This is a genomic window from Pseudomonas sp. REST10, assembly GCF_029542605.1.
GTDB lineage: Bacteria > Pseudomonadota > Gammaproteobacteria > Pseudomonadales > Pseudomonadaceae > Aquipseudomonas > Aquipseudomonas khazarica.
The window spans coordinates 2,425,087-2,444,546 of record NZ_CP035677.1 but is presented as its reverse complement, the minus strand read 5'-3'; the positions used below and the strand labels follow the sequence as shown (position 1 = coordinate 2,444,546).

Genomic DNA, 19,460 nt, shown 5'->3' with positions numbered 1-19,460 from the left:
TTGAAACCCTGCCGAAGCAGTATTTCGAAAATCTGGAGCGGGAAACGAGACTCGAACTCGCGACCCCGACCTTGGCAAGGTCGTGCTCTACCAACTGAGCTATTCCCGCATGTACAACTTAAAGTGGCGTCCCCTAGGGGACTCGAACCCCTGTTACCGCCGTGAAAGGGCGGTGTCCTAGGCCACTAGACGAAGGGGACACACCCCGGAACATCAAGCAAGTTTCCGGCTTCCTTCGCTCTGTTTCTAGCATTGCGCTGGAAGTGGCGCGCATTCTATGGAGCCTTTCGGAGTCCGTCAACCTCTCTCTAAAAAATTTTTAAAATCAAAGACTTCAGACCATAAATTGACATGGCACTAGGAGCCATGCGGCCAAGCCACTACACTCGGTCGAAAAGTCGATTTCCGAGAGGTCCCAAGCAGTGTCCGCACTCGTGATTACCCTGCTGATCGTCGGCGGCATCGCCCTGTTGATGGTGATTGCCTATATCAACCACGCCGTCGAGAACAGCAAGCTGGAGAAGGCGCGCCAACGTGCCGACCTGCTCGACCGCATCCGGCGCTGCCAGGACCTCTCCGAACGCCTGCCAGGCCAACTGATGACCCCGCAGCTGAAGCTGCTGCTCGCCAAGCTGCAACTGCAGGCCAGTGAACGCCTGCTGCCGCTGGAAAAACAGAACGCCACGCTCAAGACCGACATCGAGACGCTGAAGGCGCAGATCGCGCAAGGCGAATCCATCGCGGTGAAGAATCCCCCACAACCGATCGCCAACGAAGCCAAGGCCAAGGATGTGCGCTTCCTGCTGGAGAACCTTCACGCCCTGGTCACCGGTTCGGTACAAGGCGGGCTGCTGCCGGCCAACGAAGGCAAGCACTGGCTGAAGCAGATCCGTCAGATGCTGGTGCTGGTGCATATCGAGTTCTTCAGCACCCTGGGCCAGGCGGCCCTGCAACAGAAGCAGCCAGGACAGGCCCGCCTGGCCTTCGAGCGAGGCGTCCAGTACCTGCGCAAGCAGCCTGAGCCCGCCCAGTACCAGGCGCAGCTCAAGCGCTTCGAAGAGCAGCTGGCGCGCGCCAACGCCATGGTACTCAACAACAACGCCCCGAGCGTCGAGGAGTCCAGCGAGCTGACCGAAGGCCTGAAGAACCTGGGAGACGACGACTGGAAGAAGAAGAACATCTACGACTGAGCCTCGCGCGACTTCATCCGGCCCAGTCGAAAACACCGTTCGCCGATAGCAAGGAACCGCAATGAGCCTGACCGTCTACGGGGCACCCCTGTCCCCTTTCGTCCGCAAACTCTGCCTGTGCCTGATCGAAAAGGAGCTGGATTACGAGCTCGAGGTGGTCATGCCCTTCGGCCAACCCGACTGGTTCCGTGAGCTCAACCCGCTGGGGCGCATTCCGGCCTTTCGCGACGGCGACCTCAAGCTGGCCGACTCCAGCGTCATCTGCCAGTACCTGGAAGAACGCTACCCCGAGCGCAAGCCTCTCTATGGTGCGGACGCGCAGCAGCGCGCCCAGGTCCGCTGGCTGGAGAAGTACGCCGACTACGAGCTGGCCCCCTTGTGCACCTTCACCGTGTTCCGCCATCGCGTGCTGAAAACCAGCATGGGCCAGCCCTGTGACGAGGACAAGGTGCAGCAGACGCTCAAGGACAAGCTGCCCGGCCATTTCGACTATTTCGAGACAACCCTGGGCGACGCGCCCTACTTCCTGGGCGAGCAACCGAGCATGGCCGACCTGGCGCTGGCCAGCCAATTGCTGAACATGGAACACGGCGGGGAGACGCTGGACGCTGCGCGCTGGCCGAAGCTGGCTGCTCACTACCTGCGCATCAAGGCCAGCGCCTCGATGCAGCAATTGCTCCCGCGCGAACTGCGCACGCTGGAAAAGATCGGCATCAAGCGCTGAACCGCAACGCACGCGCGGGCAAACAACCCCGCCGAAATTCCCCCTGAAAGAACAATGCCCCTGATCCTTGCGAGGATCAGGGGCATTTCACGTCACCTGAGCGCTGCGCTCACCAGTCCTTCAGCGCCGCCTCGGCAGCAGAATTCATCGGCTCGGCCAGCAGCCCCGTCGGGGTCAGGCTCACGCTGTACACGGCATCCGCCGCGATCGGCAGGTAGGTCACGCGCAGCGCCTGCGGATCGAACAGCAGCAGGTCACGCTGGCTCAGGCGCAACCAGCGCCAAAGGTCGACGCCATAGGGACTCTCGGCCAGCTGCACGCGGCCATGCTGCGCCAGTGCCTGCTGCTCGATGGCGAGAAAACGCCCGGAAAGGCGCTCCAGGCGGTAACCGGGCTCGAGGCCGATCAGCTCGGCCAGGCCCTTCCAGCGAATCAGCCGGCCATCGAGCTGCCACATGTCACCCTCGAGGGTGACGACCCGCTCCCGCCCGCCTTCCAGCAGGCTGACCCGATAGCGCTGCGGGCCATCCGCCTTGAAGCTCAGCGTCACCAGCGGCTTGCCCGGCTCCAGCGGCTCGTAGGTATACAGGTCGTAGGCCACCAGGCCAATCAGGCCGGCCAGTGCGAGAAACGCCAGGCCGCAGGTGCCGCGCAGCCAACCGAGGAACCAGCCTGTATTGAGCAGAACGCGCAATGCCACCAGTAGCGCCAGCACGGCCAACAGCGCCACGGCCCAGGCCAACCCATCGTATTGCATCGCTCGCATTCCTTCTCTGACGAAATCCCGGCATTATGCGCAGCTCTCCCTGCCACGAACAGCCGCCAGGCTGCGCACTTGCCCACAAGTCGACATTTTTAATATGCCCCTGCTCGAACTCGCCATCGACCCCAGCACGCTGGCCATCCTCGCTCTGGTTGCCTTCATCGCCGGTTTCATCGACGCCATCGCCGGCGGCGGTGGCCTGCTGACCATCCCGGCACTGCTGACCGCTGGCCTGCCACCACACCTGGTGCTGGGCACCAACAAGCTCTGCGCCACCTTCGGCTCGGGCACCGCCGCACTGACGTTCTACCGGCGCAAACTGTTCGATCCGAAACAGTGGCGCAACGCCCTGCTGGCCACCCTGATCGGCGCCCTGCTCGGCGCCGTCATCGCCCACTGGATGCCGGCCGCCTGGCTCAATCAGATGCTGCCGGCCGTGGTCTTCGCCTGCGGCATCTACCTGCTGTTCGGCCGCATGCCGGAGGCCCCGGCCGAACACGACCTGCCGATCGCCAAAGCCCGCCAGTGGCCTCAAGGCCTGGGGCTCGGTCTCTATGACGGGGTGGCCGGCCCTGGCACGGGCGCATTCTGGACGGTCAGCAGCCTGCTGATGTACCCGCTGGACCTGGTTCGTGCCAGCGGCGTCGCACGCACCATGAACTTCGTCAGCAACGCGGCGGCACTGGTGGTCTTCATCGCCTTCGGCCAGGTGGCCTGGGTGCTCGGCCTGAGCATGGGCGCAGCCCTGATGATCGGTGCCTTCCTGGGCGCGCGCACCGCGATCAAGGGCGGCTCGAAGTTCATTCGCCCGGTATTCATTCTGGTGGTATTGGCACTGACCGCCCGCCTGGTCTGGCAACACTGGGTCGCCTGAGCGACCTCGCACCGCGCACGAGCAGGCCTTGCGCCTGCTCTGTCAGGCCTGCAGCTCGGGCTCCGGCAGGCCCAGGCGGCGTGCCACGTAGAGATCGATCAGGTGGCGCGCGATGGAGCGCGAAGCCGGCAGCGGTGGCAGGTCGTCGACACGGAACCAGCGCGCGTCCTCGATCTCGTCCTCCTGCATGACGATGTCGCCGCCGGCGTACTCGGCATGGAAGCCCAGCATCAGCGAGTGCGGGAACGGCCAGCCCTGGCTGCCGATGTACTGCAGGTTCTGCACCTCGACACCGACTTCCTCGCGCACTTCACGCGCCACGCAGTGCTCCACCGACTCGCCTGGCTCGACGAAACCGGCCAGGGTGCTGTAGATCCCCGTGACGAAGCGCGGCGAGCGCGCCAGCAGGACCTCATCGCCACGCGTGACCAGGACGATCATGCTCGGTGAAATCCGCGGATAGTGCTGCGATTCGCAGTTGTCGCAGCGCATCGCCCGCTCGCCAGGCAACTGGTGGGTCGCAGCCCCGCAGCTGCCACAGAAACGGTGCTCGGCATACCAGGTGCCGATCTGCGCGGCGTAGGCGAGCATGCGGAAGGTTTCCGCCTCGCCCTGCAACATGAACTGACGCAGGCTCTGCCAGCTGCAGCCCTCGAGCTGGGTCGACGGTTTCACCTGCAGCAGGTAGACCGCATCCTCGCCGAAGTAGCCAATGCCCTGCTCACCGACTATTTCCAGGTCCTGGCGCTTGATCCAGTCTCGCGGGAACAGGACGCCGTTGCTGTCGGCCAGAAAGTGCTGCTGGTTGTACAGCAGCGCCCAGCCCCCCGCCTGCGCGGGGTCGAGAAAGGCATTGCGCCAGGCCATCAGGCGGCCACCGGCATGCCCAGCGCCTTGACGCTTTCCTCGGCCAGGTCGAGCACGCTGGGCCGCGTTTCCGGACGCATCACGGCACCGGCTTCCAGGTAGTACTCCAGGCTGCTGAGGGCATCAGCCAGGGTTTCGAGCATCTGCTCGGAGGGCATCTGCCCCGAATCGAGCATGCGCGTCTGGATGTAGTCGGCGCAGGCGCCGACCAGGTTCGCCGCACGACGCTGCTCGAGGAACCACAGACCACCCCGGACGGCCTGCAGGCTGAACGGTACGTTGGCCAGGTGCATCTTGTCGCCACCCGCTTCCAGGTAGGCGGTGATGGCCCGCTTGGCCAGCGCCAGGCCGGCCTGAGCCTCGTCGACCACCACGATGCGCGCTTCGTTGAGCTGGTGATGGGCGAAGGAGTCGGCCTCGTTGCCAGGCTCGGCCGCCGCCGGCCGTACCTCTCGCCCTTCGCCCCGCTCCAGGCTGGCCACCATGCCCTCGACGTACAGCACCGCGTCGGCGAGCTTGTGCAGCTGCTCCGGTTGCGGCGGTGTCTCGGCATTCCAGGCGGCGACGTGCGGCAACTGGGCGCTGAGCGAGTTGCCAGCGGAGTTCAGGCCGACCATGCCAAGGGTCTTGGCCAGCTTGCCCAGCAACGCATGCAGGGTCCCCAGGGTCTCGCCCTGCAGGGTGCCGCGCTCGAGCAGGTCGAGCATGTCCTTGACGCTGGCCAGCTCCTCACGGATCGCCGAGGACAGCGAACGCATCACCGCCTTGCCCGGCCCGGACAGGCGCTGGTATTCCTCTTCCAGCAGGTGATCGGTGAACGGCAGCGGCGTCAGACCGAATACCTCGCGCATGGCGCTCGCCTGGGGACCATGGCTGTCCGCCAGCGCGACGAGATACAGCAGTTCCTTCAGCAGACTGCGCGGGGCTTCGTACTGCGGGTTGCCCAGCATCAGCTTGAGTTCGCGGTCGACCCGCGAGAACAGCTGCTTGCGGGACTTGCGCGCCAGCAACTGCGCGTCGCACTGCGCCTCGATGGCCGCCGCGCCGATCCAGCACATGCGCCCGCGCGGCTCGTTGGCGAACAGGTTGTCGAGGCGCACCATCGCCCGCACCATCAGCTTCAGGCTGGCCTGCGGGTTCTGTTCGCGGATGAAGCCCAGCAGGCCGACCTGGTACATGTGACGCAGGCGCTTGCCTTCCGTCAGCTTGGCCGCGCCATCGAGCGGCTGGGTCGCGGTGTGCGGCCGCGCATGATCGAGGCGCACGCTGAAGAAGAAGCTCTCCGGCAAGGGCTGCTGCGCACCGGCCTGGCGCAGGTCATTGATCGCCGGCAGCAGCAGCTCGGGCATTTCCTGGCGATGGGCATCGACGTTTTCCAGGTAGCGGCGCAGCACGTGCAGCGCATTGCTCAGCGCCGCCAGTTGCACGTCACGCTCCTCGCCCGCCCCGACCGGAATGTCGGTGGCCTGGTCCAGCACTTCCTGGGCCAGCAGTTCGGCCCCGGCCAGCTCGATCAGGTTGAGCGTGCCACGCACCTGCTGCAGGCTCTCTACCGCCTGCTGCAGCAGGCTGCCGTTGTGCCGCTCGGCAATGAAATGCTCCAGGCTCTGCTCGGCCTCTTCCATGGTGACGAACAGCTCGTCGCGCACCAGACTCAGGGATGTGGCTCCACTTACCATGCTCTATGCACCTCGCGGTTCGCTCGCATCAAACGACAGTGGAACGGCATCAGTCGGCGAACTCCGGCTTCTGCTTGCTCATGTGCGCGGTCATCGCCAGGCGCAGGTCTTCCGACTGCAGCATGGCGGCATTCCAGGTGGCAATGTACTCGAGACCATCGTCGACCCGATGATCACGCATGTAGCGAATCATTTCCTTGGTTCCTCGTACCGCAACCGGTGATTTGCTGGCGATCTCCGCAGCGATGCCCATGACCCCGTCCAGCAGCGCCTCCTGGCTGGCATAGGTGCGGTTGACCAGGCCGATACGTGCGGCCTCGGTGCCATCGATGCTGCGCCCGGTGAAGGCCAACTCGCGCATCATGCCGTCACCGATGATACGCGGCAGACGCTGCAGGGTGCCGACATCCGCGGCCATGCCCATGTCGATCTCCTTGATGGAGAACTGCGCATCGACCGTCGAATAACGCATGTCGCAGGCACTGACCAGGTCGATGGCACCACCGATGCAGTAACCCTGGATCGCCGCCAGCACCGGCTTGCGGCAGTTGTCGACGGCATTGAAGGAGGCCTGCAGCTCGAGAATCTTGCGGCGCAGGGCGTCGGCGTTGCGACCGACGTCCTTGCCCAGCTGCGCGCCGACCGAAGCCAGCAGCATCAGGTCGATGCCCGAGGAGAAATGCTTGCCCGCACCGGAAAGCACCACGACACGCACTGCGTCGGTGGCATCGACCCAGCGGAAGATCTCGATGATCTCCCGCCAGAAATCGGCGTTCATCGCGTTGACCTTTTCCGGACGATTGATCTGCACATGGGCGATCTTGTCCGCCAGGTCGACGCGGAAGGCTTTGTAGTCGGACATGGCAGGCATCCTCAGCCGCAGCTCGGCACAATGATTATTTTGTGATTAATAACCGAGCAACTATAACAAGCACGCCATAAAAGTCGATGCTTGCCAGTGTGACGCAGGGCACGCCCCGGATGTTAACGAACGCTTTGAATATCTGTGGTAAGGGTTTGATCTGCCGAGAATCCTGATCCCCGGCAGAGCGACCCTGCGGTCATTCCACCAGGCAATCCACGCAGTACTGCCCCGCCTCGGTCTGCAATCCGTGCACGTCGATGTCGAAGCCCGGGAAGGCCTGGTCGAAGGTCCGCGCGAAGGCCAGATAGTCGAGAATAGAGCGCGTCGCTGCCGTGAAGCGCTCGCCCGGCATGATCAGCGGAATGCCCGGCGGATAAGGCACCAGCATCACCGCCGCGATGCGCCCCTGCAGCTGATCGATGGGCACCGCCTCGACCTCGCCGCGCACCAGCCGGTCATAGGCATCGGCCGGTTTGATCGCCACTTCGGGCAGCGCCGTGTACATGCTCTTCAGCGCCTTGGCCGTGGCGTTGTCGCGGTAGCAGCCATGCAGCGCATCGCACAGGTCGCGCAAGCCCATGCCCTGGTAGCGCCCGGCGCCGGCATGGGTGATGGACGGCAGCACGTCGATCAGCGGCAGGTTGGCATCGAAGCTGCGTTTGAACTCCAGCAGCTCGGTCAACAGCGTGCTCCACTTGCCCTTGGTGATGCCCATGGAGAACAGCACCAGGAAGGAGTACAGGCCGGTCTTCTCCACCACCAGGCCGCGCTCCCAGAGGAACTTGCTGACCACGGCGGCGGGAATGCCCTGTTGCTCCAGCTTGCCCGCCGCGTTCAGGCCGGGCATGACCAGCGTGACCTTGATCGGATCGAGCAACACGTAGTCGTCGGCCACCTCGCCGAAGCCATGCCAGTCGGCATCCGGCTGCAGCACCCAGTCGGCCGTGGCCAGCTCATCGGCACCGTCGACCGCCCCCGGCTGCCAGATGCTGAACCACCAGTCGTCAGCACTGAGGTTGCGGCGCACGTTGGCCAGGGCGCGGCGGAAGCTCAGCGCCTCGTCGAAGGTTTCCTGGATCAGCGAACGACCGGCCGGCCCCTCCATCATCGCCGAGGCCACATCCAGCGAAGCGATGATGCCGTACTGCGGCGAGGTCGAGATGTGCATCATGAACGCCTCGTTGAAGCGATCACGGTCGAGCTGGCGCTGCCCGCCATCCTGCACATGGATCATCGACGCCTGGCTGAAGGCCGCCAGCAGCTTGTGCGTCGAATGCGTGGTGAACACCAGCGGCGAGTGCTCGTCGCACTGGGTGCCCATGCCAAAGCGCCCGGCGTAGAAGTCGTGGAAGGCGGCGTAGGCGTACCAGGCCTCGTCGAAGTGCAGCACCTCGACCGAATCGCCCAGGGCCTGCTTGACCATCTCGGCGTTGTAGCAGAGCCCGTCGTAGGTGGAGTTGGTCACCACGGCCAGCTTGACCTTCGGCGCCCGGCCGCGCGCCAGTGGGCTGGCGTCGATCTTGGCCTGGATCGACTCCCGGCTGAACTCGCTCAGCGGAATGGGGCCGATGATGCCCAGCTCGTTGCGCTCGGGGCAGAGATACAGGGGGATCGCCCCGGTCATGATGATCGAATGCAGGATCGACTTGTGGCAGTTGCGGTCGACCAGCACCAGGTCGTCACGGCCGACCATCGAGTGCCAGACGATCTTGTTCGCCGTGGAGGTGCCGTTGATCACGAAGAAGGTGTGATCGGCGCCGAAATTGCGCGCAGCCCGTGCTTCGGCCTCGGCCAGCGGCCCGGTGTGATCGAGCAGCGAGCCCAGTTCCGGTACCGACACCGAGAGGTCCGAGCGCAGCGTGTTCTCCCCGAAGAACTGGTGGAAGGCCTGGCCCACCGGGCTCTTGCGATAAGCCACGCCACCGCCGTGCCCGGGCGTGTGCCAGGAGTAGTTGGACTGCGCGGTATGCTGCACCAGCGCCTTGAAGAAGGGCGGCAGCAGGCCTTCCAGGTAGTTGTGCGCGGCACGCGCCACCTGCCGCGCCAGGAAGGACACGGTGTCTTCGTAGAGGTAGAGGATGCCACGCAGGTGGTTGAGATCGGCCATCGCCTCGGCCGGGGCATTCTCGATGGTGACCTGTTCGCCGAGGGCGAAGATCGGCAGCTGCGGCGCCCTGACCCGCGCCACGCGAATCAGCTCGACCATGTCCTGCAGCAGCCGGCTGTTCTCACCGGCGCCCTCGGCGGCGACGAGGATGCAGGCCAGGCCATGGTGGGTCGAGGCAACGATACGCCCCTCGGCCGCACTGGCCGTGGGCAGGATGCTGAAGCCGTCCTGGGTGAGTTCCTGAGCGATGGCGCGCACCCGATCACCGGCCACGGTGTCGGCCTTGATGTCGCGGTGCACGATTAGGACGGGAAACTTGAGATCTTTATACATTGTGACGTCCTGAAGGCTGGCAGGCCTGGCCTGCCCATCGCCTCAGGTTAGAGGCTCCCCCCTGGCGGCGGAACCCCCTGTGCATCACGCTATAAGAAAAGGTCGCAATTGCGCTGTTCGGTTATTCCGGCGCCTTTTCCAGCTGGGCCCACAATGCCGGGCCGCCGGAGGATTTCTCGATGGCGGCGAGCCGCGTCAGATGCGCCGCCAGCTCGTCTTCACTGGCGCGGATGACCCGCGTGCGAGGACGAGCGGCATCCAGCCGGCGAATCGGCGTGGCCTGCTGGCGCCCGCTGCCATCGCCATCACCGCCCTCGCCCGCCAGCGACAGGTGGGTCTGCCCACCGGTCATGGCCAGGTAGACGTCGGCCAGGATCTCGGAGTCGAGCAGTGCGCCGTGCAACTCACGGTTGGAGTTGTCCACGCCGTAACGCTTGCACAGCGCATCCAGGCTGTTGCGCTGCCCCGGATGGCGCTCACGCGCCATCATCAGGGTATCGAGCACCGAGCAGTAGTCACTGACATCGGCGCGTTCGCTCTGCCCCAGCAGGGCGAACTCGTTGTTGATGAAGCCGACGTCGAACGCCGCGTTGTGGATGATCAGCTGGGCGCCCTTGATGAACTCGTAGAATTCATCGGCCACTTCCCTGAAGCGCGGCTTGTCGGCCACGTAGTCGTTGGTGATGCCGTGGACCGCGATGGCGCCTTCGTCGATCTCGCGGTCCGGATTGAGGTAGACATGGAAGTGACGCCCGGTCAGGCGCCGCCCCAGCAGCTCGACACAACCGATCTCGATGATCCGGTGCCCGTCCGTGACCGGCATGCCCGTGGTTTCGGTATCCAGCACCACATAGCGGTTGGGGGTGTTTTCGGTCGTCACGCCTTGTCTCTCTCATCGTTCAGGTTGCCGCACAAGCGCGACATGTTAACCCAGGTTGCCGGGCATCACTCAGCGCGCTGCGCGCACCTCGTCGACACCGCGGTTGGCCAACTGGTCGGCACGCTCGTTGCCCGGATGACCGGTGTGACCACGCACCCACTGCCAGCTGACCTGGTGGCGATTCACCTCCTCGTCCAGCTTCTGCCAGAGGTCGGCATTCTTCACCGGCTCCTTCGAGGCGGTTTTCCAGCCACGCTTCTTCCAGTTCGGCATCCATTCCTGGATACCCTTCATCACGTACTGCGAATCGGTCACCAGCTTCACCGCGCAAGGGCGGGTCAGCGCGATCAGGCCGGCAATCGCGGCCATCAGCTCCATGCGATTGTTGGTGGTACTCGGGTCGCCGCCCCACAGTTCCTTCTCCACGCCCTTGTAGACCAGCAACGCGCCCCAGCCGCCGGGGCCGGGATTGCCCTTGCAGGCGCCATCGGTGTAGATCACCACTTCATCGGTTTCAGACATTCATCAGCTCTGTACGGGTTTGACCAACCGGGGCGCGGCGCCTAGCTGTCCAGATCGCGCCGGCTGACCTTCGCCACCGGCATCGGCAACAGCTTGCCCATCGGCTCGCGGCGCGCCTGCCGCAGCGGACGCAAGCCGACCACCAGCTTGCGCGCCACCAGCAGGTAGAAGCCGGCACCCGGCAGCTGCCAGGTATCGCCCCAGCGCTCCATCCGGCGCAGGCGCATCTGCCAGGCCAGTGAAGCGAGCGGCGGACGATAGCACCCGAACCGGCGTTTCTCCAACGCAAAGCCGAGCAGCGCCAGCCAGTCGCCAACGCGTCCGGGGTCGATGCAACGCGCCTTGCTCAGACCATCGCGCGCGAACAGGCGGCGAGCGCCCCACGCGCTCCAGGGGTGAATGCCCAGAATCAGCAGATGCCCACCGGGCCTGACGCTGCGCGCCGCCTCGCGCAGCAGGCCGTGAGGCGACAGGCTGAAATCCAGGCCGTGCTGCAGCAGCACCACATCGGCAGCGTGCTCGCCCAGCGGCCAGGACTGTTCTTCGCAGACGATCTGCACACCGGGCAGCGGCGCCCCCAGGCGCACGTTGTGCTGAATCTGCCCGGCCTCCGGCGTGCGCTCGGCACCCGGACCGTAACTCACCAGATAGCCGCCGAAGAAACGCGCCAGCTCGTCTTCCAGCAAGCGCCGCTCCTCCTCCAGCAGCAACTGCCCAAGCGGCCCGGAAAGCCAGTCGCGCGCCTCGCTGATGAGCTTGAGCCACTCAGGATCAGCCTGAGCGAATACCTGATCGGTCATCGCTGCCTCCGCATGACAGTCTCTGCATCCAGTGTCTAAGATGCACCTTTATATCCAGCTTAGCGACCCACAATGATTCAGATCGACGCGCTACCGGCCTTCAACGACAACTACCTCTGGCTGCTGCAGGAGCCGACCAGCAAGCGCTGCGCGGTGGTCGACCCGGGCGATGCGGCGCCGGTGCTGGCGTGGCTGGAGGCGCACCCCGGCTGGTGCCTCAGCGACGTTCTCATCACCCACCATCACTTCGACCATGTCGGCGGCGTCGAGACGCTGAAGAACGCCACCGGCGCCCGCGTGGCCGGCCCGGCGGCAGAGAAGATCCCGGCACGCGAGCTGGGCCTGGGCGACAACGACACGCTCGAGGTGCTCGGCCTGCGCTTCCAGGTCCTTGCCGTTCCGGGGCACACCCTCGGCCACATCGCCTACTACAACGCAGAACAGCAGCTGCTGTTCTGCGGCGACACCCTGTTCGCCGGTGGCTGTGGCCGCCTGTTCGAAGGAACGCCGCAGCAGATGCACGCCTCGCTCGGTCGCCTGGCTGCCCTGCCCGGGAGCACGCAGGTCTACTGCACCCACGAGTACACCCTCAGCAACCTGCGCTTTGCCCATGCCGTGGAGCCGGACAACCTGCGCCTCAGCGAGCGCCTGGCCGAAGTGACGCGCTGGCGCGAGGCGGGGCGCATCAGCCTGCCCTCCTCGATCGAGCTGGAACTGGCCACCAACCCGTTCCTGCGCACCGATGCGCCAGGCGTCATCGCGGCGGCTGCGAACCGTGCTGGCGAGTCCCTCGACGAAGCCAGTGCGGTGTTCGCCAGCCTGCGTGCGTGGAAGGATAAATTCTGAGTCGCCGACGAACGCGCTGGCGCCTTGCCAGCAGCGGTTTTCTGGCGCCATGACCCAGGCATATTGAACCAAGTGAGAGGGATGCAGGTCACAATTGGCTGGTGAAAACTTGACCAACCTTGACCCGATTCCTAGAATCGCCCGATCTTTTTGTCGGGAAAAACACCTCACCCAATGCCTTTTTTGTCACGTAAGCCATTGAATTTCAAGGCATTGGCGCGAAGCTCTCGAGTGCTCGCGGTGATGTGTTGCATAACCCTGGCCGGCTGCCAGAGCCTGCCCAGCGAGGGCCCGGACGGCGCGACCGATACCTCGCGCGCCGTCGGCCTGGAGCGCGAGCCCGAGTGGCTGAGCAACGAGATCAAGCCGCGCGAGTACAACGATATCTGGGAGCGTCTGCGCGACGGCTTCCAGCTGCAGGACGAGATCGGCGTCAACCCGCGCATCGAGCGTCTGCGTCTCTGGTACGCCAGCAACCCCCGGCACGTCAACGCCGTCAGCGAACGCAGCGCGCCGTACATCCATTACATCGTCGAGCGACTGGCAGAGCGCGACATGCCGATGGAACTGGCGCTGCTGCCGGTCATCGAGAGCGCCTACGACCCCCAGGCCTATTCCCCGGCGAATGCCGTCGGCCTGTGGCAGTTCATCCCCTCCACGGGCCGCCACTTCAATCTGCGCCAGACCAACTGGTATGACGGCCGTCGCGACGTCACCGCCTCCACCCAGGCGGCGCTGAACTACCTGAGCCGCCTGCACGAGATGTTCAATGGCGACTGGCTGCTCGCCCTGGCCGCCTACAACGCTGGCGAAGGCCGCGTCAGCCGCGCCATCGAACGCAACGAGAAACTCGGCCTGCCCAGCGACTACTGGAACCTGTCGCTGCCCAAGGAAACCGAAGACTACGTGCCCAAGCTGCTGGCCCTGTCGCAGGTGATCCTCACCCCCGAGGCCTACGGCGTGAACCTGGCGCCGATCGCCGACGCGCCCTACTTCGAACAGATCGCCATCAAGCAGCACATGGACCTGTCCCGCGTGGCCAAGCTGGCCGACCTGGACGAAGAGGAACTGCTGCAACTGAACCCTGCCTACAAGCGCGGCATCACCCTGGACGGCCCGCAGCATCTGCTGGTGCCTACCGACAAGGCGGAAATGCTCAGCGCCAACCTGGCACTGATGAAGCCCCAGGAGCTGGTCGACTGGCAGACCTATACCGTGCGTTCCGGCGATAGCCTGCATGCTATTGCCAATCGCAATCACCTGACCGTCAGCATGCTCAAGGACGTCAACCGCCTGAGCAGCAACAACCTGCGCATCGGCCAGGTGCTGACCATTCCGGGCAAACCCGGCGCCCAGCCGAGCGAGCCGCTCTACCAGCAGCGCACACTGGCCAGCGCTAGCCGCACCTACAAGGTGAAGAATGGCGACAACCTCTGGCAGATCGCCCGCGAACACCAGGTTGCAGTGCACGACCTGCGCCGCTGGAACGCACTGCAGGGCAACAACCTCAAGGTCGGCCAGGTGCTCAATCTGGCCGCCGCCGAGAGCGCACCCCAGGCCGTCGCCACGACACGCCGGCAGAACGCCGCACGCGACAAGGCGACCTACTATCGCGTGCAGCAAGGTGACTCGCTCTACGTCATCGCCAAGCGCTTCAAGATCGAGCTCAAGCACCTGCAGGCCTGGAACCCGCGCAGCAACACGCTGCGCCCAGGGCAGATGCTGACGCTCTACCTGCCCTGATCAGCGTTTGCTGATCGCCTCCAGGCAACGCCCGGTCAGCTGGGTAAAACGCTGGAACGCCACGAACTGCTCGTGGCGCAAGGCGCGGCCGGACAAGCGACTGTCGGCATAGAGCACGCCGATCTCCCGCGTACCCGCAACGATCGGTGCGATGAAGAACATGCCACTGCCGAGGCTGCGGCGAATCGGCTGGGTGACCAGCTCGGCCAGGTTGTAGCTGGCCGGCACCCCCATCCAGATCGCTTCGCGATGGCGCAGCACGTAGCTGAAGATGTGCGGCTGCTCCGTCTGCTCCGCTGGCAGGACGAAGTCGTCCAGCCAGTGCTGGGTGTCTTCGCCAACCACGCGCTTGGCGCGAAAGCGACTCTGGCCATCGGCCAGCACCGTGAGCATGACCCGCTCCAGCCCCACCCCACGATGCAGGCCCTTGAGCAGGGTATCGAGCACCAGGCCTACATCGGCTCGCGCACTGACCATCAACCCCAGGTCCTGCAGCGCCTGCTGCATCAGCAGCAGGTCCGGCTGCAGCAGCCGCGCGCGCCGCTCCTCCTGCTGCAGGCGAATCTGCTCCGGGTCGGTATTGGGTATCAGGCGGCAGAGCTTGCTGGCACCGAAGGTCGAGGCGACCTTGACGGCCTCCTCGGCGCTGGCCAGCACCTGCTGCAGGGTTTCCTCCTGGGTCAGCGCGGTGAAGCTGGCCACCTTGGCCAGCACCTCCTCCATCTCTGCGCAATCCCAGCCATCGAGCGCAGCCTCGCTGATACGCACGCCCAACTGCACGGCATAGGCGGCGGGGTCATGCTGATTGCTCCCGGCCTGCGCCAGGCTGGCGGTCTCACCCAGGTTCCAGCTCTTCAGCAAGGCCTGCGTCAGCTGTCGGAAGCTGGTGCCGAGAACCTCGCGCACCGCTTCATCGACGTCCACCCCCGGCCGCTCGAGCACCGCGACCAGCTCATCGGCCTGCTCGCCAGCGCAGCCCCAGAACGCCAGCTCACCCAGATGATGCAGCAAGGCGGCGATGAACACCTCCTCGGCATGCCCGGAGAGGGCGTAGCCCGCAATGTTGCGCGCCTGCACGGCGGCGTGGAAGGAACGCGCGAGCAGCATCTGCAGCTGCTCGCGCGGGGTTCGGGTCAGCAACCCGTCGATCAGGCTGACCGACAGGCCGATCAGGCGCACGTTCTCGAAACCGATCAGGACGATGGCCCTGGAGATGGTCTTGATCGCTTCCTGCGACGGGTTGTAATAGACGCTGTTGCCGACGCGCAGCACCTTGGACGTCAGCGACGCGTCGCGCAGCAGCACATCGGCCAGTTGCTGCACCGAGGCGGAGTCCTGCTGGGCAAGGCGCTGCAGGTCCTGCACGACGGCGGCCAGCGCGGGGAGTTCGGCTTGGTTGAGGCGATCGATCCATGACTGCAAACCATGGCTACGTTCCGGCAAAATCTTACCCTCTAGGTGTCTCCTTCAAGTGTATGTCAAAGCGCCACGACTGCTCGCTCGCCAGCCCACTCTTTTTCCTGCCGATACAAGCTGTTACTGTACCGCTCAAGAAGCCCAAACGCCGCCATGGATCGGATCTCACCTCCCGATGCGACCCCTCCTCCTGCTGTTCCTCAGCCTGGCCTTGAGCTTTCCCGCCTCTGCGACTATCAGCGAGAGCCACGGCTACGCCCAGTTCGGGACACTCAAGTACCCTGCCAGCTTCAGTCACTTCGACTGGGTCAACGCCGACGCGCCCAAAGGCGGCACGTTGCGCGTCATGGCGTCCGGCACCTTCGATACGCTCAACCCCTACACGTTCAAGGGTACCAGCCCGATCTCCACTGCACATTTCCTGCAGTACGGCGTCAATGAACTGAACGAACCGCTGATGGTGGGCACCGGCGCCTACGATCCCTCGGGTGACGAGCCGGCCTCCAGCTATGGCCTGATCGCCGGAAGCGTGGAGTACAGCGAAGACCGCAGCTGGGTGGTCTTCAACCTGCGCCCGGAGGCGCGCTTCAACGATGGCAAGCCGATCACGGCCTATGACGTGGCTTTCTCCTATCGCCTGCTGCTTGCCGAAGGCCATCCGCAGTACCGGACCAACCTGCAGGAGGTGAAGCGTGTCGACATCCTCGGCCGTCACCGCATTCGCTTCGTCTTCAAGCGTGCCGGCAACCCCCTGCTGATACTGCGTCTGGGTGAACTGCCGGTCCTGCCGCAGCACTACTGGAAAGGCCGCGACTTCAAGAGCACCACCTTCGAGCCACCACTGGGCAGCGGCCCCTACCGCATCGTCGAAGTCGTGCCCGGGCGACGCCTGGTGTTCGAACGGGTGAAGAACTGGTGGGGCAAGGACCTGCCGGTCAATCGCGGCAAGTACAACTTCAACCGGGTTGAAGTGGAGTTCTACCGCGACAACAACGTGGCCTTCGAAGCGTTCAAGGCCGGTGAATTCGACTTCTACATCGAGAACCAGGCGAAGAACTGGAGCAACGGCTACAACTTCCCGGCCGTCGCCCGCGGCGAGGTGGTCCGCGCCGAGATTCCGCACCGCATCCCGACCCAGACCCAGGCGCTGTTCATGAACAGCCGGCGCGCCCTGTTCAGCGACCGTCGGGTGCGCGAGGCGCTGGGCCTGATGTTCGACTTCGAGTGGACCAACCGCACGCTGTTCAACAACGCCTACGTGCGCGCCGCCAGCTACTACCCCAACAGCGAATTCTCGGCGACCGGCAAGCCCGAGGGCGCCGAGTGGCTGCTGCTGTCACCGCACCGCGACAAGCTCCCCGCCCGCCTGTTCACCGAACCACCGACCCAGCCGGTGACCAACGGCCGTGGCATCCCCCGGGAAACCTTGCGCCGTGCCCTCGGTCTATTGGCCGAAGCCGGCTGGAAGCCGGTCGGTCAGGAGCTGCGCAATGCCCGCGGGCAGCGTCTCGAATTCGAGATCATGCTGGTCAACCCCAGCCTCGAGCGCATCCTCCAGCCCTACACCGCCAACCTTGCCAGCATCGGCATACAGGCCAACCTGCGTACCGTGGACCGCGCCCAGTACAAGCAACGCCTCGATCAGTTCGACTACGACATGATTCTGCTGACCCTGCCACAAACCCTCAGCCCGGGCCTGGAGCAGTCGCTGTATTTCCACTCCAGCCAGGTGAACGTCAAGGGCGGCAAGAACTACGCCGGGATCAACGACCCGGTGGTCGACGAGATGATCGACAAGCTGCTCTCGGCGCAGACCCGCGACGAACAGATCGCCGCCACCCGCGCCCTCGACCGCGTGCTGCTGTGGCAGTACTACAGCATCCCCAACTGGTACATCAATTATCACCGCCTGGCGTACCGCAATCGGTTCGCCTTCGTCACCACGCCGCCCTACACGCTGGGCCTGCGTACCTGGTGGCTGAAGCCAACGGAGAACGCTCGATGACCCACCCGCTGCGCAGTTTCCTGCTTCACGGCAGCAGCCTCATTCTGCTCGGCCTGGCCGGCCTGGCCTCCGCCGCCCCGCAACACGCCGTCACGCTGTATGACGAACCGCCCAAGTACCCCGCCAACTTCACCCACTTCGAGTACACCAATCCCGATGCGCCCAAGGGCGGCACTTTCCGCGAGGCCGGTTTCGGTGGCTTCGACAGCCTCAACCCGTTCATCAGCAAAGGCGTGGCCGCCGACGACATCGGCCTGATCTACGACACCCTCGCCGTACAGAGCATGGATGAGCCCTTCACCGCCTACGGTCTGATCGCGGAGAAGATCGAGAAGGCGCCGGACAATGCCTGGGTGCGCTTCCTGTTGCGCAAGCAAGCGCGCTTTCATGACGGCACCCCCGTCACCGCCGAGGACGTCAAGTTCACCTTCGACACCCTGATGGAAAAAGGCGCGCCCATGTACCGCGGCTACTACGCCGACGTCGACCACGTCGAGGTGGAGTCGCCACACAGCGTGCGCTTCGTGTTCAAGCATGCCGGCAACCGCGAGCTGCCGCTGATCGTCGGCCAGTTGCCGGTGCTGCCCAAGCACTGGTGGGCCGAGCGCGACTTCGCCAAGGGCAATCTCGATGCTCCGCTGGGCAGCGGCCCGTACCAGGTCGGCCGGGTCCAGGCCGGGCGCAGCATCCGCTACGAACGGGTCAAGGACTGGTGGGCCAAGGACCTGCCGGTCACCCGTGGCTTCTACAATTTCGACGCCATCCAGATCGACTACTACCGCGACAACACCGTCGCCCTGGAAGCACTCAAGGCGGGCCAGTTCGACTATTGGCTCGAGACCAGCGCGAAGAACTGGGCCACGGCCTACAACACGCCGGCCGTCGCCAACGGCCAGCTGATCAAGGAAGAGATCCAGAACCGTAACCCCACCGGCATGCAGGGCTTCATCTTCAACACCCGCCGCCCGCAGTTCCAGGACCGCCGGGTGCGAGAGGCGCTGGGCCTGCTGTTCGACTTCGAGTGGGCCAACAAGCGCCTGTTCAACGGCGCCTACAGCCGCACCCACAGCTACTTCGACAACTCCGAGCTGGGCTCCAGCGGCTTGCCGGGCGACGAGGAACTGGCGATTCTCGAGCCGCTGCGCAACCAGATTCCGCCCGAGGTGTTCAACGAGGAGTTCCGCGTGCCAGTCACCGACGGCAGCGGCATCATCCGCGAGCAGCAGCGCCGCGCCTATCAGTTGCTGCAACAGGCCGGCTGGCGCATCGACGGCGACCGCATGCTCGACGCCAACGGCCAGCCGGTGACGTTCGAATTTCTCCTCGCGCAGACGGAGTTCGAGCGCATCCTCCTGCCCTTCAAGCGCAACCTTTCCGACCTCGGCATCGAACTGGTCATCCGCCGTGTCGACGTCTCGCAGTACATCAACCGCCTGCGCTCGCGTGATTTCGACATGATCGTCGGCGGCTTCGGCCAGTCCAACTCGCCCGGCAACGAGCAGCGCGAGTACTGGCACTCCTCCAGCGCCGACAACCCGGGCAGCCGCAACTACATCGGCCTGAAGGACCCGGCCATCGACCAGCTCGTCGAAGGGCTGATCAACGCCGACTCCCGGCAGGACCTGATCAATCACACCCGCGCCCTGGATCGCGTGCTGCTGTGGGGCTACTACGTGATCCCCAACTGGCATATCAAGACCTGGCGCGTGGCCTACTGGAATCGCTTCGAGCATCCCAAGGTCACTCCGCTCTACGACATCGGCCTGCATACCTGGTGGGTACGCCCCGGCCTCGAGCAACCGGACGAAGAACAGCAGCAAGCCGCTGAACAGGCGGAGCAATAAGC

General features: G+C 64.8%; 16 protein-coding genes and 2 tRNA genes. 7 read left to right on the top strand and 11 right to left on the bottom strand.

The annotated features are described in order from the left end of the window. Nucleotides 1–33: 33 nt before the first annotated feature. Together EWH21_RS11530 and EWH21_RS11525 are read right to left on the bottom strand one after the other, a co-directional pair. Nucleotides 34–109: transfer RNA gene (locus EWH21_RS11530), tRNA-Gly, on the bottom strand. Between the two features lie 15 nt (nt 110–124). Beyond that, nucleotides 125–200, bottom strand: a tRNA-Glu gene (locus EWH21_RS11525). Between the two features lie 273 nt (nt 201–473). Between EWH21_RS11525 and EWH21_RS11520 the strand changes: the two genes are divergently transcribed. Both EWH21_RS11520 and EWH21_RS11515 read left to right on the top strand, forming a co-directional pair. Next, nucleotides 474–1,190 carry a hypothetical protein gene (locus tag EWH21_RS11520; RefSeq protein WP_256663125.1) on the top strand — a complete coding sequence of 239 codons (717 nt, stop codon included), beginning with the start codon at nt 474–476 and terminating at the stop codon, nt 1,188–1,190. A 61-nt stretch (nt 1,191–1,251) separates the two neighbouring features. Further along, the gene (locus EWH21_RS11515; RefSeq protein WP_277700543.1) at nt 1,252–1,914 is read left to right on the top strand and encodes a glutathione S-transferase family protein; all 663 of its coding nucleotides are present in this window, start codon (nt 1,252–1,254) and stop codon (nt 1,912–1,914) included. Nucleotides 1,915–2,023: 109 nt separating this feature from the next. On the opposite strand, the gene EWH21_RS11510 is transcribed toward EWH21_RS11515, so the two are convergent. Continuing rightward, a complete protein-coding gene (locus EWH21_RS11510; protein ID WP_047589564.1) occupies nt 2,024–2,671 on the bottom strand; it encodes a membrane protein in 648 nt (215 codons plus the stop codon). 103 nt (nt 2,672–2,774) lie between these two features. On the opposite strand from EWH21_RS11510, the gene EWH21_RS11505 reads away from it, so the two are divergent. After that, nucleotides 2,775–3,551 (top strand): TSUP family transporter, encoded by a 777-nt coding sequence (locus EWH21_RS11505; protein WP_037052932.1) that lies wholly within the window; start codon nt 2,775–2,777, stop codon nt 3,549–3,551. A 42-nt stretch (nt 3,552–3,593) separates the two neighbouring features. On the opposite strand, the gene nudC is transcribed toward EWH21_RS11505, so the two are convergent. The 7 genes from nudC to EWH21_RS11470 all read right to left on the bottom strand — a co-directional run bounded on the left by nudC (nt 3,594) and on the right by EWH21_RS11470 (nt 11,604). Continuing rightward, complete coding sequence (gene nudC, locus EWH21_RS11500; RefSeq protein WP_277700542.1) at nt 3,594–4,418, bottom strand: NAD(+) diphosphatase; 825 nt, start codon at nt 4,416–4,418, stop codon at nt 3,594–3,596. Continuing rightward, on the bottom strand, nt 4,418–6,097 hold the full coding sequence (locus tag EWH21_RS11495) for a ferrous iron transporter B (protein WP_277700541.1): 1,680 nt from the start codon (nt 6,095–6,097) through the stop codon (nt 4,418–4,420). The genes nudC and EWH21_RS11495 overlap by 1 nt, the downstream gene beginning before the upstream one ends. Before the next feature lie 49 nt (nt 6,098–6,146). After that, the gene (locus tag EWH21_RS11490; protein WP_037052935.1) at nt 6,147–6,959 is read right to left on the bottom strand and encodes a crotonase/enoyl-CoA hydratase family protein; all 813 of its coding nucleotides are present in this window, start codon (nt 6,957–6,959) and stop codon (nt 6,147–6,149) included. Between the two features lie 199 nt (nt 6,960–7,158). Then, nucleotides 7,159–9,402 carry an Orn/Lys/Arg decarboxylase N-terminal domain-containing protein gene (locus EWH21_RS11485; protein WP_277700540.1) on the bottom strand — a complete coding sequence of 748 codons (2,244 nt, stop codon included), beginning with the start codon at nt 9,400–9,402 and terminating at the stop codon, nt 7,159–7,161. A gap of 121 nt (nt 9,403–9,523) precedes the next feature. Beyond that, nucleotides 9,524–10,252: a DNA polymerase III subunit epsilon gene (gene dnaQ, locus EWH21_RS11480; RefSeq protein ID WP_268988787.1), complete on the bottom strand. Its 729-nt coding sequence runs from the start codon at nt 10,250–10,252 to the stop codon at nt 9,524–9,526. Nucleotides 10,253–10,351: 99 nt separating this feature from the next. Continuing rightward, nucleotides 10,352–10,804, bottom strand: a complete 453-nt coding sequence (gene rnhA / locus EWH21_RS11475; protein WP_037052942.1) for a ribonuclease HI — start codon at nt 10,802–10,804, stop codon at nt 10,352–10,354. Between the two features lie 41 nt (nt 10,805–10,845). Continuing rightward, a complete protein-coding gene (locus tag EWH21_RS11470) occupies nt 10,846–11,604 on the bottom strand; it encodes a methyltransferase domain-containing protein (RefSeq protein ID WP_152488590.1) in 759 nt (252 codons plus the stop codon). 72 nt (nt 11,605–11,676) lie between these two features. Here EWH21_RS11470 and gloB point away from each other — a divergent pair, with 72 nt between their 5' ends. After that, entirely contained in the window at nt 11,677–12,450 is a 774-nt protein-coding gene (gene gloB, locus EWH21_RS11465; protein WP_277700539.1) for a hydroxyacylglutathione hydrolase, read from the top strand. 174 nt (nt 12,451–12,624) lie between these two features. Then, complete coding sequence (locus EWH21_RS11460; protein WP_277700538.1) at nt 12,625–14,193, top strand: LysM peptidoglycan-binding domain-containing protein; 1,569 nt, start codon at nt 12,625–12,627, stop codon at nt 14,191–14,193. Here EWH21_RS11460 and EWH21_RS11455 read toward each other — a convergent pair whose 3' ends face one another. Beyond that, nucleotides 14,194–15,636, bottom strand: coding sequence for an HDOD domain-containing protein (locus tag EWH21_RS11455; protein ID WP_150609393.1), 1,443 nt, complete (start codon nt 15,634–15,636; stop codon nt 14,194–14,196). It abuts the gene before it with no gap. A 148-nt stretch (nt 15,637–15,784) separates the two neighbouring features. On the opposite strand from EWH21_RS11455, the gene EWH21_RS11450 reads away from it, so the two are divergent. Further along, on the top strand, nt 15,785–17,614 hold the full coding sequence (locus tag EWH21_RS11450) for an extracellular solute-binding protein (RefSeq protein WP_152488587.1): 1,830 nt from the start codon (nt 15,785–15,787) through the stop codon (nt 17,612–17,614). Beyond that, the gene (locus EWH21_RS11445) at nt 17,611–19,458 is read left to right on the top strand and encodes an extracellular solute-binding protein (protein WP_277700537.1); all 1,848 of its coding nucleotides are present in this window, start codon (nt 17,611–17,613) and stop codon (nt 19,456–19,458) included. The genes EWH21_RS11450 and EWH21_RS11445 overlap by 4 nt, the downstream gene beginning before the upstream one ends. Nucleotides 19,459–19,460: the final 2 nt, after the last annotated feature.